Below are 15,665 nucleotides of genomic sequence, written 5' to 3' on the forward strand. Positions count from 1 at the left end.
CGCAGGGTGCGAGACTGGGCGTATGCCAGTGCTCGATCCGAACCCCCCGAACGGCCAGAAGAAGATGCTGCTCGTCTTCGGCACGTTCCTCGCCATCACCGTGATCATCGCCGTCATCGCGACCATCGCCTCGCCGTGACCCCGGATACGCCCCCCGGGGACGGCGATGGTGGGGCTAGCCCCCCTGTCCCCTAGGGGGTGAGTGTCAGGGTCAAGTGGGTGGATCACCGGATGGGTTGACGCACCCGGATTCCGTAACTTCGAGATGTGGCCGCGAGGACGCGGAACACGGACCACGCGAAGACCCACGGAGGCGGCATGTCGGCCCGTACGCACACCCGGCCCCACCCGGCGACCTCGGGCCGCGTCGAGATCCGTCTGCCCTGGTGGGCCCTCGCCCTGCCGGCCCTCGCCTTCGCCACCCTGCTGCTCCTGCTGCTGAACCCCGCGGACGCGCATGCCGCGGCCGGCGACCCCGCGCTCACCCACCTCTTCGAGCGCCTCCAGCAGACCGTGCAGCACCAGGCCTCCTGAGCCGCCTTCACACACGGTGCAGTGCCCCTCGCGCACCGTGCCGTAGGGCCGCTGTCCCGTGGTGAGGGAGCCCGTCAACTCCTTGAGCCACATGGCGTGTTTCGTGCGAAGCTGGGACTCATGAGCGTCGCAGAACCCCGCAGGATTGTCCTCTTCCGGCATGCGAAAGCCGACTGGCCGCAGGTGTCCGACCATGAGCGGCCGCTCGCTGACCGGGGCCGTACGGACGCCGCCGTCGCCGGACGCAGGCTGGCCGACACCGGCATCCCCTTCGATCTGGCCCTCTGCTCCACGGCCGTCCGGACCCGTGAAACCTGGAAGCTCGCCGTCCACGAGTTCCCGCACCGGCCGAAAACGGTCTATGAGGAGCGGCTCTACGAGGCCTCGCCGGGCGAGCTGATCGCCGTACTCAACGAAACCCCGGACGACGCGCAGGACGTGCTCCTGATCGGGCACAATCCCGGCATCCAGGGTCTCTGTGAGGTGCTGGACGGCCAGGCGGAGGGCGAAGCCCGCGCCCGGATGACCGAGCGCGGCTTCCCCACCGCCGCCTTTGCCGTGCTGTCCTTCGACGGTTCCTGGAAATCCCTGGAGCCCGGCGTGACCACGCTGATCGACTACTGGGCGCCGACCGAGTAACCCACCCGTGCGGACGACACGGGGGCCCGGCACCGTCGCGACGGTGCCGGGCCCCCGTCATACCGGCAAGGACCCCGGTGGGTGACCGGTGCGCGTCAGGCGGGCGTCAGGAGTGCGCGCTCATGGTCGCGCGGCGGGAACGCACGGTCAGTGGTCGTCCAGGTGCATGTCCGCCGCCTCGACCTCTTCGCGGGTGACCCCCAGCAGATACAGCACGGTGTCCAGGAAGGGGAAGTTCACCGCGGTGTGCGCGGCCTCCCGTACGACGGGCTTGGCGTTGAACGCGACCCCGAGACCCGCCGCGTTGAGCATGTCGAGGTCGTTGGCACCGTCACCGATCGCCACGGTCTGGATGAGCGGCACCCCCGCCTCCGCGGCGAACCGGCGCAGCAGCCGCGCCTTGCCCGCGCGGTCCACGATCTCCCCGGTGACCCGGCCGGTCAGCTTCCCGTCCGCGATCTCCAGCGTGTTGGCCTGCGCGAAGTCGAGCCCGAGCCGCTCCTTCAGGTCGTCCGTGACCTGGGTGAACCCGCCGGACACGACACCGACTTGGAAGCCGAGCCGCTTCAGCGTACGGATCAGCGTGCGCGCGCCGGGCGTCAGCCGTACCTCCTCGCGCACCTTGTTCACCACCGAGGCGTCCAGCCCCTTCAGCAGCGCCACGCGCGCGTGCAGCGACTGTTCGAAGTCCAGCTCCCCGCGCATCGCGGCCGCCGTCACCTCGGCGACCTCGTCCTCGCACCCGGCGTGCGCGGCGAAGAGCTCGATCACCTCGTCCTGGATCAGCGTCGAGTCCACGTCCATCACGACGAGCCGCTGGGCCCGCCGGTGCAGCCCCGACGCGACCACGGCGATGTCGACCCCGAGCGCCGAGGCCTCCGTCACCAGCGCGGTGCGCAGCGCCTCGGTCTCCGCACCGGACACCGCGAACTCCACCGCCGTCACCGGGTACTTGGCGAGCCGGAAGATACGGTCGATGTTCCCGCCGGTCTTGGTGATCCGCGCGGCGATGGAGGCCGTCGACTCCGCGGTGAGCGGATGCCCGAGCACGGTGACATGCGAACGCCCCATTCCGCGCGGGCGGTTGTCACCGAGGCCGGAGATGATTTCCGCCTGCATCTTCATCGAGTCCGCCCAGCTGTGCACGGTGGCCCGCAGATCGCCCTCCAGACCGGAGGGCGGCTCGGTCACGAGCGCGCACAGCACGATCCGGCCACGGGTGACGACCTGCTCGATGTCGACCACGTCGACGGAGAAGGCGGCGAGGGTGTCGAAGAGTCCGGCCGTGATGCCCGGCCGGTCCTTGCCGAAGATCTTGACAAGGAGGGTGGGGATATCGGGGGTCTGCGTAGCGCTCATGGTGCTTCCACCGTATCCGGCACCCAGTGCCTTCCGCCCCCGCGGTCCGTCCAGCGGACAGGGAACTCTGGGTGTCGGGGTGGTGTCGCGCGCGTTTCCCCGAGCCGACGCCCAGCCCCGCCGCGCGGTGGGAGGCGGGGTTCGGGCACGCCGTCGGGGCAGCCGGGCGGGGCTCAGTCCCTCCGCCGGGGGCCGGGCGGAGGCTGCCCCTGGTCGGGCGGGGGCGGCGGGGGAGGAGGCACGCTCCGCCCCGGTGGCCGCCCGCGCGGTCCGGGCGGCCCCGGAAGCGGCCGGGCGACCGTCGGCGCGCCGTACACGTCGTCGGGAGCCCGCTTCCGCTCGGGCGGGTGTCCGCCGCGCGGTTCCCGCAGCTCGTCCGGCAGCCGTAGATACGGATTGGTGTCGGGGTTCGCGGGCCGGTACGGCGCGCTCGGCTCGTACGGTCCCGACCGCGGCGGGCGACCGGGGTGGGCCGGCGCGTCCGGGTGGGCGGGGGCGTCCGGGTGGGCCGGCGCGTCCGGGTGGGCCGGGGCGGCCGGAGCGCCGGCGTCACCCAGTGCCAGGGGCGCCGTCCGCCGTCCCGCGGCCCCGCTCGCGTACGCCAGCAGCGCGCCCGCCGCCCCCGCGCCCGCGCCCCACCCGGCGCCGAACAGCAGTGCGACACCCAGGCGGCCGTGCAGCTGGATCCCGGCGCCGAACGCGTCGATGCCGAACACGGACAGCGAGGCGTCCACGGACACGTCCGTCAGCCAGGCCAGCAGCGGCAGTGCCAGCGCCGTCGCGACCCCCAGCCGAAGAGCGCAGCGACCCGCGAACCCGAGGGCGCCCGTGCCTCGTACATCGGGGGCATCCGGGATCCCCCCGGAAGCGGCGTCCCGCCGCCGTGCAAAAGGCGTACGCGTGGCCGCGAGGACGCCCGCGAAGAGCATCACGAGCGCGGCCGCGACCCCCAACAGCCACACCCGACCGTCGAGTTCGGCGAGACGGCCCAGGGTCACGGGCCGGTCGGAGTCGACACTCAGCAGCTTGTCCAGGGGGTCGGGCAGCACCTTGGCGAGTTCGCCGGAGGCCCTGCCGTCCCAGGGGACGAGCAGACCGACCGGCACACCGAGCCACACCCCGTTGGGTGCGCCGAGCAGCGCCGCGCCCGCGATCAGCTTGGGGTGGGGGTCACCGATCGCCGCGTACGCCGCCGCCGCGAGCCCCGCGACGATCGCCACCAGCGCCACCGTGACCAGCGCGGACGCGGCCGGCCGCACCGTCCGGTGCACACCCTCCCAGCCGCGCGGCAGCGGGGTGCGCCGGGAGGCCAGCAGGGAGATCACCAGGATTCCGGCGGCCCAGGCGGCACCGCCGAGCAGTGTGGGCACCGTGTCCACGGTGAACCCCACGGCAGCCTTCGCGTCCACGAGGTCGTCGATCCTGCCCGGCAGCAGCCCGCCGAGGTCACCGAGCCCGCCCGGGAGCTTGTCGGTGATCTTCCCGAGCCCGCCGCCCGTCACCCGGTCGAGCCCGAGCCCGCTCCCGTCGATGGTGACGACGTCGTGACCGGCCCAGGCGAGCCCGCCCAGGGTCGCCACGAACAGGACGACCACCGCGCCCGCGCGCGCCAGGAGTTCGGACGGCGCGATCACAACTCCCGCTCCACGTAAGGAGCGTAGGAAGAAGTAGGAGAGCAGGAGCGCGCCGACCAGGCCCACACCCAGTGGCGTGATCTGGATGGCGGTGTGTGCCTCGGCGCCCTTCAACCCGAAGGCCGACACGTTGCCGGACGGTTCGACCGCCCCGTTCGCCCCCAGTGCCACCACGGCCGCGGTCATCGGCCCGAGCGAGCCGGCCCGGTCCGCGCCCACCAGATGGAGGCCGAGCGCGGCCGTCCCCGCCATCGCGATCAACGCCCAGCTCACCGAGGCGATCGCGGACAGCAGCACATCCCCCCACGGCACGCGCCTGCCGCGCCCCACGGTGTCGATGCTCATCGTCAGACCCCCCGATCCGCGCCGCGGTACCACCACCATGGATGTCCCCCTCGCGTGGGATTACCACTCTCCGGTCCGGTATCAACCCCGTCAACGGAAACGGGCAACCCACCCGTACCCGGTCTTCGCCGGGCCCGGCTTTCGGTCGGGGGGCTGCTCCTGAAATAGTTCCCCCCGATGTTCGACATCCCTAGACTCCCTGTGATGGGGGTAACTCGGGGGACAACTCAGTGGGGCATGGAGTGCCGGAACTCGTACTGGAATTGAACGGACGGACCTGGACGCTCGATGCGTCCAGGCCATACACCCTCGGACGTGATCCGCAGGGGGACGTCGTGCTCGACGACGCCAGGGTGTCCTGGCGTCACGCCACGATCAGCTGGAGCGGCCGCAGTTGGGTCATCGAGGATCACGGCAGCACCAACGGCACGTTCGTGCAGGGGCAGCGGATCCATCAGATGGAGATCGGGCCCGGTTCGGCCGTGCACCTCGGCAACGCGACCGACGGTCCGCGCCTGACGCTGTCCGGCGCCGCGGCCCCGGCCGCGCAGCCCCAGCAACAGCCGTACGCCGCGCAGGGCGCGGGGCCCGGCTGGGCCCAGCAGGCACCGCCGCAGCAGCAGGCGCCCGAGCAGGGCCACCAGCCGCCGCGGCAGCCCGCGGCGCATGTACCGCAGCAGCAGGGATCCGGCGGTGCCGCGGGGGCGCCGCCGGTCTACGGAGACCGCAGCCCGACGACCTTCCACCAGCTGGCCCTCGGCCGGGTGATGCGCATCGGCCGTGCGCTGGAGAACGAGCTGGTCGTTTCCGACCTCCAGGTCTCGCGCCACCACGCCGAGTTCCACGCGACGCCCGACGGCCGCTTCGAGATCCGTGACCTGGGCTCGCACAACGGCACGTACGTCAACGGTATGCCGATCGCCAAGGGCGGCTCGGCGCTGCTCGGCCCGAACGACATCGTCGGCGTCGGCCACTCGACGTTCCGCATCGTCGGCGACCGGCTGGAGGAGTTCGTCGACACCGGCGAGGTGTCCTTCTCCGCCCGTCACCTGACCGTCACGGTCGACGGCGGCAAGCAGATCCTCAAGGACGTCTCCTTCGGCGTGCCCGAGAAGTCGCTGATCGCCGTCATCGGCCCGTCGGGCTCCGGCAAGTCGACGCTCCTGAAGGCGCTCACGGGCTACCGCCCCGCCAACCAGGGTGACGTCCTCTACGACAACCGCAACCTGTACAAGCAGTTCGCCGAGTTGCGTCAGCGCATCGGTCTGGTCCCGCAGGACGACATCCTGCACAAGGAGCTGACCGTCAAGAAGGCCCTCAAGTACGCGGCCAAGCTGCGCTTCCCGGCCGACACCACGGGCGAGGAGCGCGAGGCGCGGATAAACGAGGTGCTGCGCGAACTGAAGCTGGACATCCACAAGGAGAAGAAGGTCACCTCCCTCTCCGGTGGCCAGCGCAAGCGCGTCTCGGTGGCCCTCGAGCTGCTGACCAAGCCGTCGCTGATCTTCCTGGACGAGCCGACCTCCGGCCTCGACCCGGGTATGGACCGCGACGTCATGCAGCTGCTGCGCGGCCTCGCCGACGACGGCCGTACGGTCCTCGTGGTCACGCACTCCGTGGCCGAACTGGCCATCTGCGACAAGCTGCTCGTGATGGCCCCCGGCGGCTCGGTGGCGTACTTCGGGCCGCCCGAGGAGGCGCTGAACTTCTTCGGCTACGAGACCTGGGCCGACGTCTTCTCCGCGTTCGAGAACTACCGCGACTACGACTGGGCGGGCCGCTGGAAGGGCTCGCAGCACTACCAGATGTACGCCGCGGACATCGACGCGGTCGCCCCGCAGTCGGTGAACGTGGCGCCGCAGCAGGCGATGAAGCCGCCGAAGCCGCAGAGCTGGGGCTCCCAGCTGACGACCCTGGTCCGCCGGTACGTCTCGGTGATCGCGTCCGACAAGGGCTTCCTGGCGCTGACGGTGATCCTGCCGGCGGTGCTCGGCTCGGTGAGCCTGCTCATCGACTCGGACAAGACCCTGCTGGTCAACCCGATCGTCACCAAGTCCGGCGTGCACGTCGCGAACGGCACGGCGACGACGGTGCTCCTGATCCTCGCGGTCGGCGCGTGCTTCGCGGGCGCGGCCAACTCCGTCCGTGAGCTGATCAAGGAACGGGTGATCTACGAGCGGGAGCGCGCGACGGGTCTGTCGCGGTCCGCGTATCTGATGTCCAAGGTGATCGTCCTCGGCGTGGTGACGCTGCTCCAGGGGGCCCTGGTCGGTGCCATCGGCTTCGGCAGCCGCACGGTCCCGGACAAGGGCCTGATCCTGACCAGCCTGCCCAAGGTCGAGCTCACCCTGCCGATCATGGCGCTGGGCTTCGCGTCGATGATGTTCGGCCTGGTCATCTCCTCGCTGGTGAAGACCGCCGAGAAGACGATGCCGCTGCTGGTCATGTTCGCGATCGTCCAGGTGGTGTTCACCGGCTGCCTGTTCATCCTGAACGGCACGATCGGCGTCAACCAGTTCTCGTACCTGATGCCGGCCCGCTGGGCCGTCGCCGCGTCCGGGGCCACGCTGGACTTCAACAACATCTTCCCGAACCAGGACGATCCGACGAGCACGGACCCGCTGTGGAACCACACGGCCGGGGTCTGGGCCATGGACATGGTCGCCCTGATCGCCCTCGGTGTGCTCTGCGGGTTCTTCGTGGCCCGCTTCCTGCGCCGCCACGAGCCCGAGGTCATGCGCAAGTAGTCACGCGGATGTGCGCGAAGGGCGGCACCCCGGTCGGGGTGCCGCCCTTCGGCGTACGGCGGAGAGGTCCGCGCCCTGCCTCAGTACGCGCTGTTCACGTTGTCCATCGAGCCGTACTTGTCTGCCGCGTAGTTGCAGGCGGCGGTGATGTTGGCGACCGGGTCGTAGATGTTCCACGAGGTACCGGGCACGTGGTAGGCCTTGAAGGTCGGCGGGATGACCTGCAGCAGGCCCTTCGAGGGTATGCCGTTGATGGCGTTGATGTCCCAGCCGTTGATGGCACGGGGGTTGCCGGACGACTCCCGCATGATGTTCTTGTACAGCCCGTGGTACGAGCCGGGGATCTTGTGCTTCTTCATGATGTCGAGCGACTCGTGGATCCAGCCGTCGAGGTTGTTCGTGTACGACTTGGCGGCGACCGTCTCGAACTGGACGCGCTGCACCGAGCGGCTCGCGGCCTGCTCCTTGACGCGCGCCTCCTGGGCGGCCTTCGCGGCGGCGGTCTTCTTGGCGAGCTCGGCGTTCTTCTTGGCGACGGCCGCGTCGGCGGCCTTCTTCGCCGCGATGCTCTGAGCCTTCAGGCTGGCGCCGGCCATCTGGTCGGTGATGCTGGCCTTCACGTCCTTGATGGGCTGCTGACCGAAGGCGACCGGAGCCTGCGAGACGGCGGCGTCGTTCGTGGTGCTGGTCTGTGCGCCGCTGGGCGCCGCGGTGAACGCCAGGGCCGCTGCACCGAGGGTGGCGATACCGGCGATCGAAAGCTTGTGGACCTTGGTCAGCTTCGGACTATGACCAGGAGTGATGATGTTCTTGGGCATAACTGATGGACCTCTTCGAATAGCGCGGATGCCGCTCTCGGTCCGGTGGGGACAGTTCGTTTCCGGATCAAACGCTGCGGGTAAGAACCTGCGGCGTTGAGCGACTGGAGCCATTGTTAGCGGCCGCAAAATCGTGTGGCAAAGGTGTGACGTACGACGCTGAGTAGTAGGCCCGCGGGGGGCAAATCGGGACATAGTGGCACGTCTGCCCCGCTCATCGCGGCACCCTTTATCTCCTATGTCCGTTCGTACGTGATGTGCGCCCTATGTGCGGGCTCACATGGCACCTAGATCGTTCTCACCGTTAGTTGCTGGAGCAACTCCCAGGGTGAGCGTTCTCCTCCGGGAGGATGAGGTGGGCGTCCCCGAACTCGTGCCACAGGTAGAGCCCGCGCACCGCCGCGGCGTACGCGCGCTCGACCGCGGCCCTTCCCGCGACGGCCTCCAGCATCAGCAGATGGGAAGCCTCCGGCTCGTGCAGCCCGGTCAGCAGCCCGTCGACCACCCGCACGCCCCGCCGCGGGGTCACCACGAGATCCGTCCATCCGCGGCGGGCGCGGACCACCCCGTCGGGGCCCGCCGCGGACTCGACGGCACGTACCGCCGTCGTACCGACCGCGACGATCCGCCCGTCCCCCGCCCTCGCCGCGTTGATCAGCCGTGCCGACGCCTCCGGCACCTCGAACCACTCCGTCGAGGGCGGCTCGTGGGCCTCGGCCGAGGAGACGCCCGTGTGCAGCCTGATCGGAGCGAACTGCATCCCCCTGCTCACCAGCTCCGTCACCAGACGCGCGGTGAAGGGCCGCGCCGCGCTCGGCATCTCCGCGCTGCCCGCGCCGTCGTCCGACGGCAGCGCGAACACCGTCTGATAGACAGAGAGCGGCTGGTCCCGCTCCGTATAGGAGTACCGAATGGGACGCCCGTGCCGCCGCAGCAGCCCGGACACGTCCGGACCCGGCACCCGCGCCCACCACAGCCGCGCGCCGCCCGCCGTCAGCGGCTCCTCCAGTACGAGCCGCACATCGCCCGCGAGACACACCTCCGTCCCCGCGGGCCCGCCCGCACGCGGACGCGTGGTGCCCCTCCCGTCGGGATCCCGCAGCTCGACGGCCCACCGCCCGTCGTCGCCCCGGGTGGAGAAATGGACCACCACGCGCGCGTGCCCGATCCGTCCGTCGACGGCGGCGGCCGACGTGGGGGAGGTGTTCACGACCAGCAGGTCCCCGGCCCGCAGTTGCCGCGGCAGCTCCGTGAACGTGTGGTGCGACACCTCCCTGCCCCGGGAGACGAGCAGCCGTACGGAGTCCCGGTCCCGGCCGGGCCCGCGCTGCTCGGCCGGCACCCGCGCCGACAACTCCTCCGGTACCCCCGCCACGATCGTCACAGCTCCTCCAGGAGAGCGGGCGCCGCGTAGCGGCCACTGGCCGGCCGCTCGTCGAGCAGCCTCAGGAAGGCCGGCACCACGAGTTCCGGCGCCGGCCGCGGCCCCCCGTCGTCCGGTACGGCCGCCGCGTACAGGTCCGTGGCCATGTCCCCGGGGTCCACGGCCCAGACCCGCAGGCCCGGCTCCTCCTCGGCGAGCACCGCCGAGAGGTGGTCGAGGGCCGCCTTCGACGCCCCGTAACCGCCCCACGTCGGGTACGCCTCGGCCGCCGCGTCCGAGCTGACCGCGACGACCGCGCCCGCCTCCGCGGCCCGCAGCAGCGGCAGCGCCTCCTGGACCAGGCCCAGCGCCGCGACCACATTGACCTCCAGAGCCCGCCGCAACCCGCCCGGTGTCAGATCCTCCAGCCGGACCAGCGGCTCGGCGCCGAGCGCGCTCGCGTTGTTCACCAGCAGATCGACGCCCCCGAGCTCACGGGCCGCCGCCACCAGCGCCGCCCGGTGCCCGGCGTCCGTGACGTCCCCGGGCAGGGCCGCCACCCGCGTCCCGTGCCCGGACAGCGCCTTCGCCGTCTCCTCCAGAACCCCGGCGGTCCTGGCGTCGAGCACCAGATCCCAGCCGCGCCGCGCCAGGGCCGCGCCGAGCGCCCGCCCCAGCCCCTTCGAAGCCCCCGTGATGATCGCTACCGGCATGACGTCCGTCCCCTCGTCCCAGCGCCGCCGCTTCCGGCGGGTGTCCTCAACGTAGGAACCGGACCGCTCCCGCCGCCTCGTACGCGGGTCCCGGCGACCGGGGGCCCTTCGGCCTAGGCCCACCGGCCCAGGGACGGCCACCACAGGTCGGATACGCACTGTCACACCCCACGGGTACGTTGGGGTCATGAGCCAAGGTCCCCGGTCCGGTCTGTACGCGGTGAGCTCCGCGCTGCTGGCCATGAGCCGGCACCTGGAGGTGCGTGACGTCCTCAAGACGATCGTCGCCTCGGCCCGCGAGCTGCTCGACGCGCAGTACGCCGCGCTCGGGGTCCCCGACGACCACGGCGGCTTCGCCCAGTTCGTGGTCGACGGCGTCAGCGACGCCCAGTGGAAGGCCATCGGCCCGCTCCCGCGCCAGCACGGCATCCTCGCCGCGATGCTGCACGAGGCCCGCCCCGAGCGCCTGGCCGACGTGCGCAGGGACCCCCGCTTCGAGGGCTGGCCCGCCGCCCACCCCGACATGTCGGACTTCCTCGGCCTGCCCGTCCGCGACGGCGACGAGACCATCGCGGCCCTGTTCCTCGCCAACAAGAACGGCACCAGGCCCGACGGCGGCTGCGGATTCACCGAGGACGACGAGGAACTCCTCACGATCCTCGCCCAGCACGCGGCGATCGCCCTGACCAACGCCCGCCTGTACGAACGCAGCCGTGAACTGACCATCGCCGAGGAGCGCTCCCGGCTGGCTCACGAACTCCACGACGCCGTCAGCCAGAAGCTGTTCTCCCTGCGTCTGACCGCGCAGGCCGCCGCCGCCCTCGTCGACCGCGACCCCGCACGCGCCAAGGGCGAACTGCACCAGGTGGCCGCGCTCGCCGCCGAGGCCACCGAGGAACTGCGCGCCGCCGTCATCGAGTTGCGCCCCGCCGCCCTCGACGAGGACGGCCTCGTGGCCACGCTGCGCACCCAGATCCAGGTGCTCGACCGCGCCCACTCCGCGCGGGTGACCTTCACCGGCCGGGGCGTGCGCGCCCTGCCCGCCGCCCAGGAGGAGGCGATGCTGCGCGTCGCCCAGGAGGCCCTCCACAACGCGCTGCGGCACTCCGGGGCGGCCCGCGTCGACGTCCTCCTGGAGAAGCGCGGACCGGGCGCCGTGCTGCGCGTCAGCGACGACGGCGGCGGCTTCGATCCGACGGCGATACGCAACGCGGGACGCCACCTCGGCCTGGTCTCCATGCGTGACCGGTCGAGCGGGGTCGGCGGCACGCTGACCGTGGAATCGGCGCCCGGAAAGGGCACCACGATCGAGATGGAGGTCCCTGGTGGCTGAAGCAATCAAGGTGCTGCTCGTCGACGACCACCAGGTGGTCCGCCGGGGCCTGCGCACCTTCCTCGAGGTGCAGGACGACATCGAGGTCGTGGGAGAGGCGTCCGACGGCGCCGAAGGAGTCGCCCGCGCCGAGGAGTTGCGGCCCGACGTCGTCCTCATGGACGTCAGGATGCCGGGCATGGACGGCATCGACGCGCTGCGCAAACTCCGTGAACTCGCCAACCCCGCGCGCGTGCTGATCGTCACCAGCTTCACCGAGCAGCGCACGGTCGTGCCGGCCCTGCGCGCCGGCGCGGCGGGCTACGTCTACAAGGACGTGGACCCCGACGCCCTCGCCGGCGCCATCCGCTCCGTGCACGCCGGGCACATCCTGCTGCAACCCGAGGTGGCGGGCGTCCTGCTGTCCCAGGAGGAGGCCAACTCGGGGCAGGGAAGGGGAGGTTCGCTCACCGAGCGGGAGCGCGAGGTGCTCGGCCTGATCGCCGACGGCCGTTCCAACCGGGAGATCGCCCGCGCGCTCGTCCTCTCCGAGAAGACCGTCAAGACGCATGTCTCGAACATCCTGATGAAGCTCGACCTCGCCGACCGGACGCAGGCCGCGCTGTGGGCCGTACGGCATGGAGCGGCGGGCTGACGGCGGCAATTCGCAGGGTTCCGCTCCGGGCTGAGATTCATACCGTCGGGTGTATGTCACCCGGATGGCGCATCCTTCGCGGACCCCGGCCGTTCTCCAGTGCGTGCCGCGGTGATCTGCCGCGGTGATCGCTAGGGAGGGCTCAGAAGTGAAGAACCTGAAGAAGGCCACGGCTGTCGCGATGGTGGCGGGCGGCCTGGTCGCCGCCGGCGCCGGTATGGCTTCCGCGACGGACGGCTCGTGGGCGGGCGGTCAGGCCGCGGGCTCCCCGGGTGTCGTCTCGGGCAACGTCATCCAGGCGCCGATCCACATCCCCGTGAACGCGGTCGGCAACAGCGTGAACGTGATCGGTGTCCTGAACCCGGCCTTCGGCAACCTCGGTCTCAACCACTGAGGCCCGTACCGCACTCGTCATGACCACCGGCCCCTCAGGCACTCCTGGGGGGCCGGTCAGGTTTTGCCGACCCATCGACCCATCGGTCCATCTGGCCATCCGTACATCATTCAAATGGCCCGAACGGTCACTTCGGCCCGCATTTCCGTGCCGCGAGGCGGCCTCCCGCGTTGCTCAACGTACGACCCGCGGCCGGGTCGGAACCGCAAACGCAGGAGGAACGTTTCTCATGAACATCGCCAAGAAGGCAGCCATGGCCCTCACCGTCGCCGGTATCGCCGCGGGAGCCTCGGCCGGCGCGGCCGTGGCCGACGCGGGCGCCCAGGGCGCGGCCGCGGGCTCCCCGGGTGTCGTCTCGGGCAACGTCGTCCAGGCGCCGATCCACATCCCCGTCAACGTCGTGGGCGACAGCGTCAACGTGATCGGCCTGCTGAACCCGGCGTTCGGCAACACGGGCGTGAACGACTGACGCATCCCGTTACGGCAGGGCCCCGCGGACCATCCGCGGGGCCCTGCGCCGTCCCCGCCACCGAGCCGCCGCGGCCCCGCGCACCAGGAAACCCACGCCACCAGACGGTTCGCCCCGAACAGCCACCCGTTCCGGACACGGGGACCCCGCTGAACGGGTCGTTCCCGGCGCGGGTACGTATTTCCAGCCGGTCCGGCGGTCGAACAGGCACCCGCTCCGGACACGGGACCCACTGACGGGTCGCTCCCAGCGCAGGCACGCACACTCAGCCCGTGGACGAGCCCTTCGGGCGAAGCCGTGACGCGCGGAGCGAAACGGCACCGGCCCACTTCCCCCGCTCAGCGCACGCCCCGCTCGCGCTCCTCCACGAACGCGTTGTACGCCGCCACCTGCGCCCGCCGGGCCGTCCGCTCCACCGGCCGCAGCGCCTCGGTCCGAGCCGCCATCTCCGAGGCGCTCACCGCCCCGCCGTGCCCGTTCTCGTACGCGACGGAGATCAGCAGACCCACTCGCTGGGCGAGCTCCAACACCCGCACCGCACGCGGCGGATACCCGGGCGCCAGCACCTCACGACCCCGCTCGGCCCGCGCCCGGTACGCGTCCACCGCCGCCTCCGAGACCGGCCCCGACCCGGCCACGTCCAGCCGCGACAACACGTCCGTCGCCTCGCGCAGCGCCTCCGCCAGTTCCCGCTCGGCCTCGCCGAGGGACGGCACGTCGGCGGGCGGCGCCTCCCGCACCGGGAGGCAGTGCCAGACGACCTCGACGTGGACGTCACCGGCCGGCCCGGCCTCGTAGACCTCCGGCACCAGCCCCAGCGCGGCGCCGTGGCAGACGACCGCCTCCTCGGCGTCGAGGGCACGCGCGTTGAAGTCGGGCGGCCCGCTCAGCCCGAGCGGATGCCCCGGCGCGGGCAGCGCGACCCGCAGCCCGGTGACCCCGAGCGCCCGCAGTCGGCCGAGGGCGAGCGTGAGCCCGACGGGCCCCGCCTCGCCCGGCAGCCCCTCGACCCGGTGCACCGCGTCCTCGCCGACGATGGCGAGTACCGCGTCATCCGGAGATACAAAACCGGCCAAAAGGGCATTTCCCCATGCGGCCAAGCGTCCTGAGCGTGGTTCCGAGAGCATGCCTCCACCCTAAGGACCGGCCGATGGACAGGAGCGCCCGGCCGGTGGCGTAGGTTTTCCCTGGGGGCTGCGTCCACAGACGTAAGCGACGGCCGAGACTGCAATGGGAGACAACGCGCTCATGAGCGATGTACTGGAGCTGGAGGACGTGTCCGTGGTCCGCGAGGGCCGGGCTCTGGTGGACCAGGTCTCCTGGTCGGTCAAGGAGGGGGAGCGCTGGGTCATCCTCGGCCCGAACGGCGCCGGCAAGACGACCCTCCTCAACCTCGCCTCCAGCTACCTCTTCCCCAGCCAGGGCACCGCCACCATCCTCGGCGAGACCCTCGGCAAGGTCGACGTCTTCGAGCTGCGCCCGCGTATCGGCGTGGCCGGCATCGCCATGGCCGAAAAGCTCCCCAAGCGCCAGACCGTCCTGCAGACCGTGCTCACCGCCGCCTACGGCATGACCGCGGGCTGGCACGAGGACTACGAGGACATCGACGAGCAGCGCGCCCGCGCCTTCCTCGACCGCCTCGGCATGAGCGACTACCTCGACCGCAGGTTCGGCACCCTCTCCGAGGGCGAGCGCAAGCGCACCCTGATCGCCCGCGCCCTGATGACCGACCCCGAGCTGCTCCTGCTCGACGAGCCCGCCGCCGGCCTCGACCTCGGCGGCCGCGAGGACCTCGTACGCCGCCTCGGCCGCCTCGCCCGCGACCCGATCGCCCCGTCCATGATCATGGTCACGCACCATGTCGAGGAGATCGCCCCGGGCTTCACCCACGTCCTGATGATCCGCCAGGGCAAGGTACTCGCCGCGGGCCCCCTGGAACTCGAACTCACCTCCCGCAACCTCTCCCGCTGCTTCGGTCTCCCCCTGGTCGTCGAACAGGTCGGCGAGCGCTGGACCGCACAGGGTCTCCCGATGGCCTGACCCGTACGAAGCAGCCGGCACGAACCGCCCCGCGGGAAGCACCCGCTCCGCGGGACCCGGTACGAGCCCCTTCTCCACCCGAACTGCGCCCTGTCGCCGAACGGACCCCGGACCTACCATGACCACGTGAACGACATCAACGCATGGGTGTGGTGGCTGGTCGGCGCGGCCGCGCTGGGCATCCCGCTCGTGGTGACCGCGATGCCGGAGTTCGGCATGTTCGCCGCGGGCGCCGCGGCTGCCGCGGTCACGGCCGGCCTCGGCGGCGGTGTCGTCCTCCAGGTGCTCGTCTTCTGCGCCGTCTCCGTCGCGCTCATCGCGGTCGTACGCCCCATCGCGACGCGGCACCGATCCCAACGGCCCCAACTCGTCTCGGGTGTCGAGGCGTTGAAAGGCAGGCAGGCAGTCGTCCTGGAGCGGGTCGACGGTTCGGGCGACGGCCGGATCAAGCTCGCCGGAGAGATCTGGTCGGCACGCGCCCTGGACACCGGACAGGCCTACGAGGTGGGCCAGGAGGTGGACGTCGTGGACATCGAAGGAGCCACGGCGATCGTCATGTGACCTCGCGCGACGCCAACTGAACCGAACGCCCCACGCGGCAGACGACGGTCTGTCAGACTCGTCCAGCAAGATCTTCAACAAC

At 71.4% G+C, this 15,665-nt stretch carries 16 protein-coding genes; 10 read left to right on the top strand and 6 right to left on the bottom strand.

The window, feature by feature from the left end; genetic code table 11:
- Positions 1 to 22: 22 nt before the first annotated feature.
- The 3 genes from OG199_RS31830 (at position 23) to OG199_RS31840 (ending at position 1,173) form a co-directional block, all read left to right on the top strand.
- A complete protein-coding gene (locus OG199_RS31830; protein ID WP_266698130.1) occupies positions 23 to 139 on the top strand; it encodes an SGM_5486 family transporter-associated protein in 117 nt (38 codons plus the stop codon).
- A 179-nt stretch (positions 140 to 318) separates the two neighbouring features.
- A complete protein-coding gene (locus tag OG199_RS31835) occupies positions 319 to 534 on the top strand; it encodes a hypothetical protein (protein WP_402182879.1) in 216 nt (71 codons plus the stop codon).
- Positions 535 to 654: 120 nt separating this feature from the next.
- On the top strand, positions 655 to 1,173 hold the full coding sequence (locus OG199_RS31840; RefSeq protein ID WP_405832370.1) for a SixA phosphatase family protein: 519 nt from the start codon (positions 655 to 657) through the stop codon (positions 1,171 to 1,173).
- Positions 1,174 to 1,320: 147 nt separating this feature from the next.
- Here OG199_RS31840 and serB read toward each other — a convergent pair whose 3' ends face one another.
- Together serB and OG199_RS31850 are read right to left on the bottom strand one after the other, a co-directional pair.
- On the bottom strand, positions 1,321 to 2,532 hold the full coding sequence (gene serB / locus OG199_RS31845; protein ID WP_356805264.1) for a phosphoserine phosphatase SerB: 1,212 nt from the start codon (positions 2,530 to 2,532) through the stop codon (positions 1,321 to 1,323).
- A 173-nt stretch (positions 2,533 to 2,705) separates the two neighbouring features.
- Positions 2,706 to 4,511, bottom strand: coding sequence for a streptophobe family protein (locus tag OG199_RS31850; protein WP_405832373.1), 1,806 nt, complete (start codon positions 4,509 to 4,511; stop codon positions 2,706 to 2,708).
- A gap of 242 nt (positions 4,512 to 4,753) precedes the next feature.
- Here OG199_RS31850 and OG199_RS31855 point away from each other — a divergent pair, with 242 nt between their 5' ends.
- Positions 4,754 to 7,258 (top strand): FHA domain-containing protein, encoded by a 2,505-nt coding sequence (locus OG199_RS31855; protein ID WP_356805261.1) that lies wholly within the window; start codon positions 4,754 to 4,756, stop codon positions 7,256 to 7,258.
- A gap of 80 nt (positions 7,259 to 7,338) precedes the next feature.
- Here the strand turns inward: OG199_RS31855 and OG199_RS31860 are convergent, their stop codons facing one another.
- The 3 genes from OG199_RS31860 to OG199_RS31870 form a co-directional block, all read right to left on the bottom strand.
- Positions 7,339 to 8,076 carry a transglycosylase SLT domain-containing protein gene (locus OG199_RS31860; RefSeq protein WP_356805259.1) on the bottom strand — a complete coding sequence of 246 codons (738 nt, stop codon included), beginning with the start codon at positions 8,074 to 8,076 and terminating at the stop codon, positions 7,339 to 7,341.
- A 304-nt stretch (positions 8,077 to 8,380) separates the two neighbouring features.
- Entirely contained in the window at positions 8,381 to 9,460 is a 1,080-nt protein-coding gene (locus tag OG199_RS31865) for an S-adenosylmethionine:tRNA ribosyltransferase-isomerase (protein WP_405832376.1), read from the bottom strand.
- A complete protein-coding gene (locus OG199_RS31870) occupies positions 9,457 to 10,152 on the bottom strand; it encodes an SDR family NAD(P)-dependent oxidoreductase (protein WP_356805256.1) in 696 nt (231 codons plus the stop codon). Before OG199_RS31870 ends, OG199_RS31865 begins: the two co-directional genes overlap by 4 nt.
- Before the next feature lie 187 nt (positions 10,153 to 10,339).
- Here OG199_RS31870 and OG199_RS31875 point away from each other — a divergent pair, with 187 nt between their 5' ends.
- The 4 genes from OG199_RS31875 to OG199_RS31890 all read left to right on the top strand — a co-directional run bounded on the left by OG199_RS31875 (position 10,340) and on the right by OG199_RS31890 (position 12,982).
- Positions 10,340 to 11,485 (top strand): GAF domain-containing sensor histidine kinase, encoded by a 1,146-nt coding sequence (locus OG199_RS31875; protein ID WP_356805254.1) that lies wholly within the window; start codon positions 10,340 to 10,342, stop codon positions 11,483 to 11,485.
- A complete protein-coding gene (locus OG199_RS31880) occupies positions 11,478 to 12,119 on the top strand; it encodes a response regulator transcription factor (RefSeq protein ID WP_356805252.1) in 642 nt (213 codons plus the stop codon). The genes OG199_RS31875 and OG199_RS31880 overlap by 8 nt, the downstream gene beginning before the upstream one ends.
- 148 nt (positions 12,120 to 12,267) lie before the next feature.
- A complete protein-coding gene (locus OG199_RS31885) occupies positions 12,268 to 12,513 on the top strand; it encodes a chaplin (RefSeq protein WP_168527425.1) in 246 nt (81 codons plus the stop codon).
- A gap of 229 nt (positions 12,514 to 12,742) precedes the next feature.
- On the top strand, positions 12,743 to 12,982 hold the full coding sequence (locus OG199_RS31890) for a chaplin (RefSeq protein ID WP_356805250.1): 240 nt from the start codon (positions 12,743 to 12,745) through the stop codon (positions 12,980 to 12,982).
- 338 nt (positions 12,983 to 13,320) lie between these two features.
- Here the strand turns inward: OG199_RS31890 and OG199_RS31895 are convergent, their stop codons facing one another.
- Positions 13,321 to 14,109 carry a hypothetical protein gene (locus OG199_RS31895; protein ID WP_401809743.1) on the bottom strand — a complete coding sequence of 263 codons (789 nt, stop codon included), beginning with the start codon at positions 14,107 to 14,109 and terminating at the stop codon, positions 13,321 to 13,323.
- Between the two features lie 121 nt (positions 14,110 to 14,230).
- On the opposite strand from OG199_RS31895, the gene OG199_RS31900 reads away from it, so the two are divergent.
- Together OG199_RS31900 and OG199_RS31905 are read left to right on the top strand one after the other, a co-directional pair.
- Positions 14,231 to 15,022: an ABC transporter ATP-binding protein gene (locus tag OG199_RS31900; protein WP_168527423.1), complete on the top strand. Its 792-nt coding sequence runs from the start codon at positions 14,231 to 14,233 to the stop codon at positions 15,020 to 15,022.
- A 126-nt stretch (positions 15,023 to 15,148) separates the two neighbouring features.
- Positions 15,149 to 15,583 (top strand): NfeD family protein, encoded by a 435-nt coding sequence (locus tag OG199_RS31905; protein ID WP_356805247.1) that lies wholly within the window; start codon positions 15,149 to 15,151, stop codon positions 15,581 to 15,583.
- Positions 15,584 to 15,665 lie beyond the last annotated feature (82 nt).

Source organism: Streptomyces sp. NBC_01176 (assembly GCF_045039825.1).
Lineage (GTDB): Bacteria > Actinomycetota > Actinomycetes > Streptomycetales > Streptomycetaceae > Streptomyces.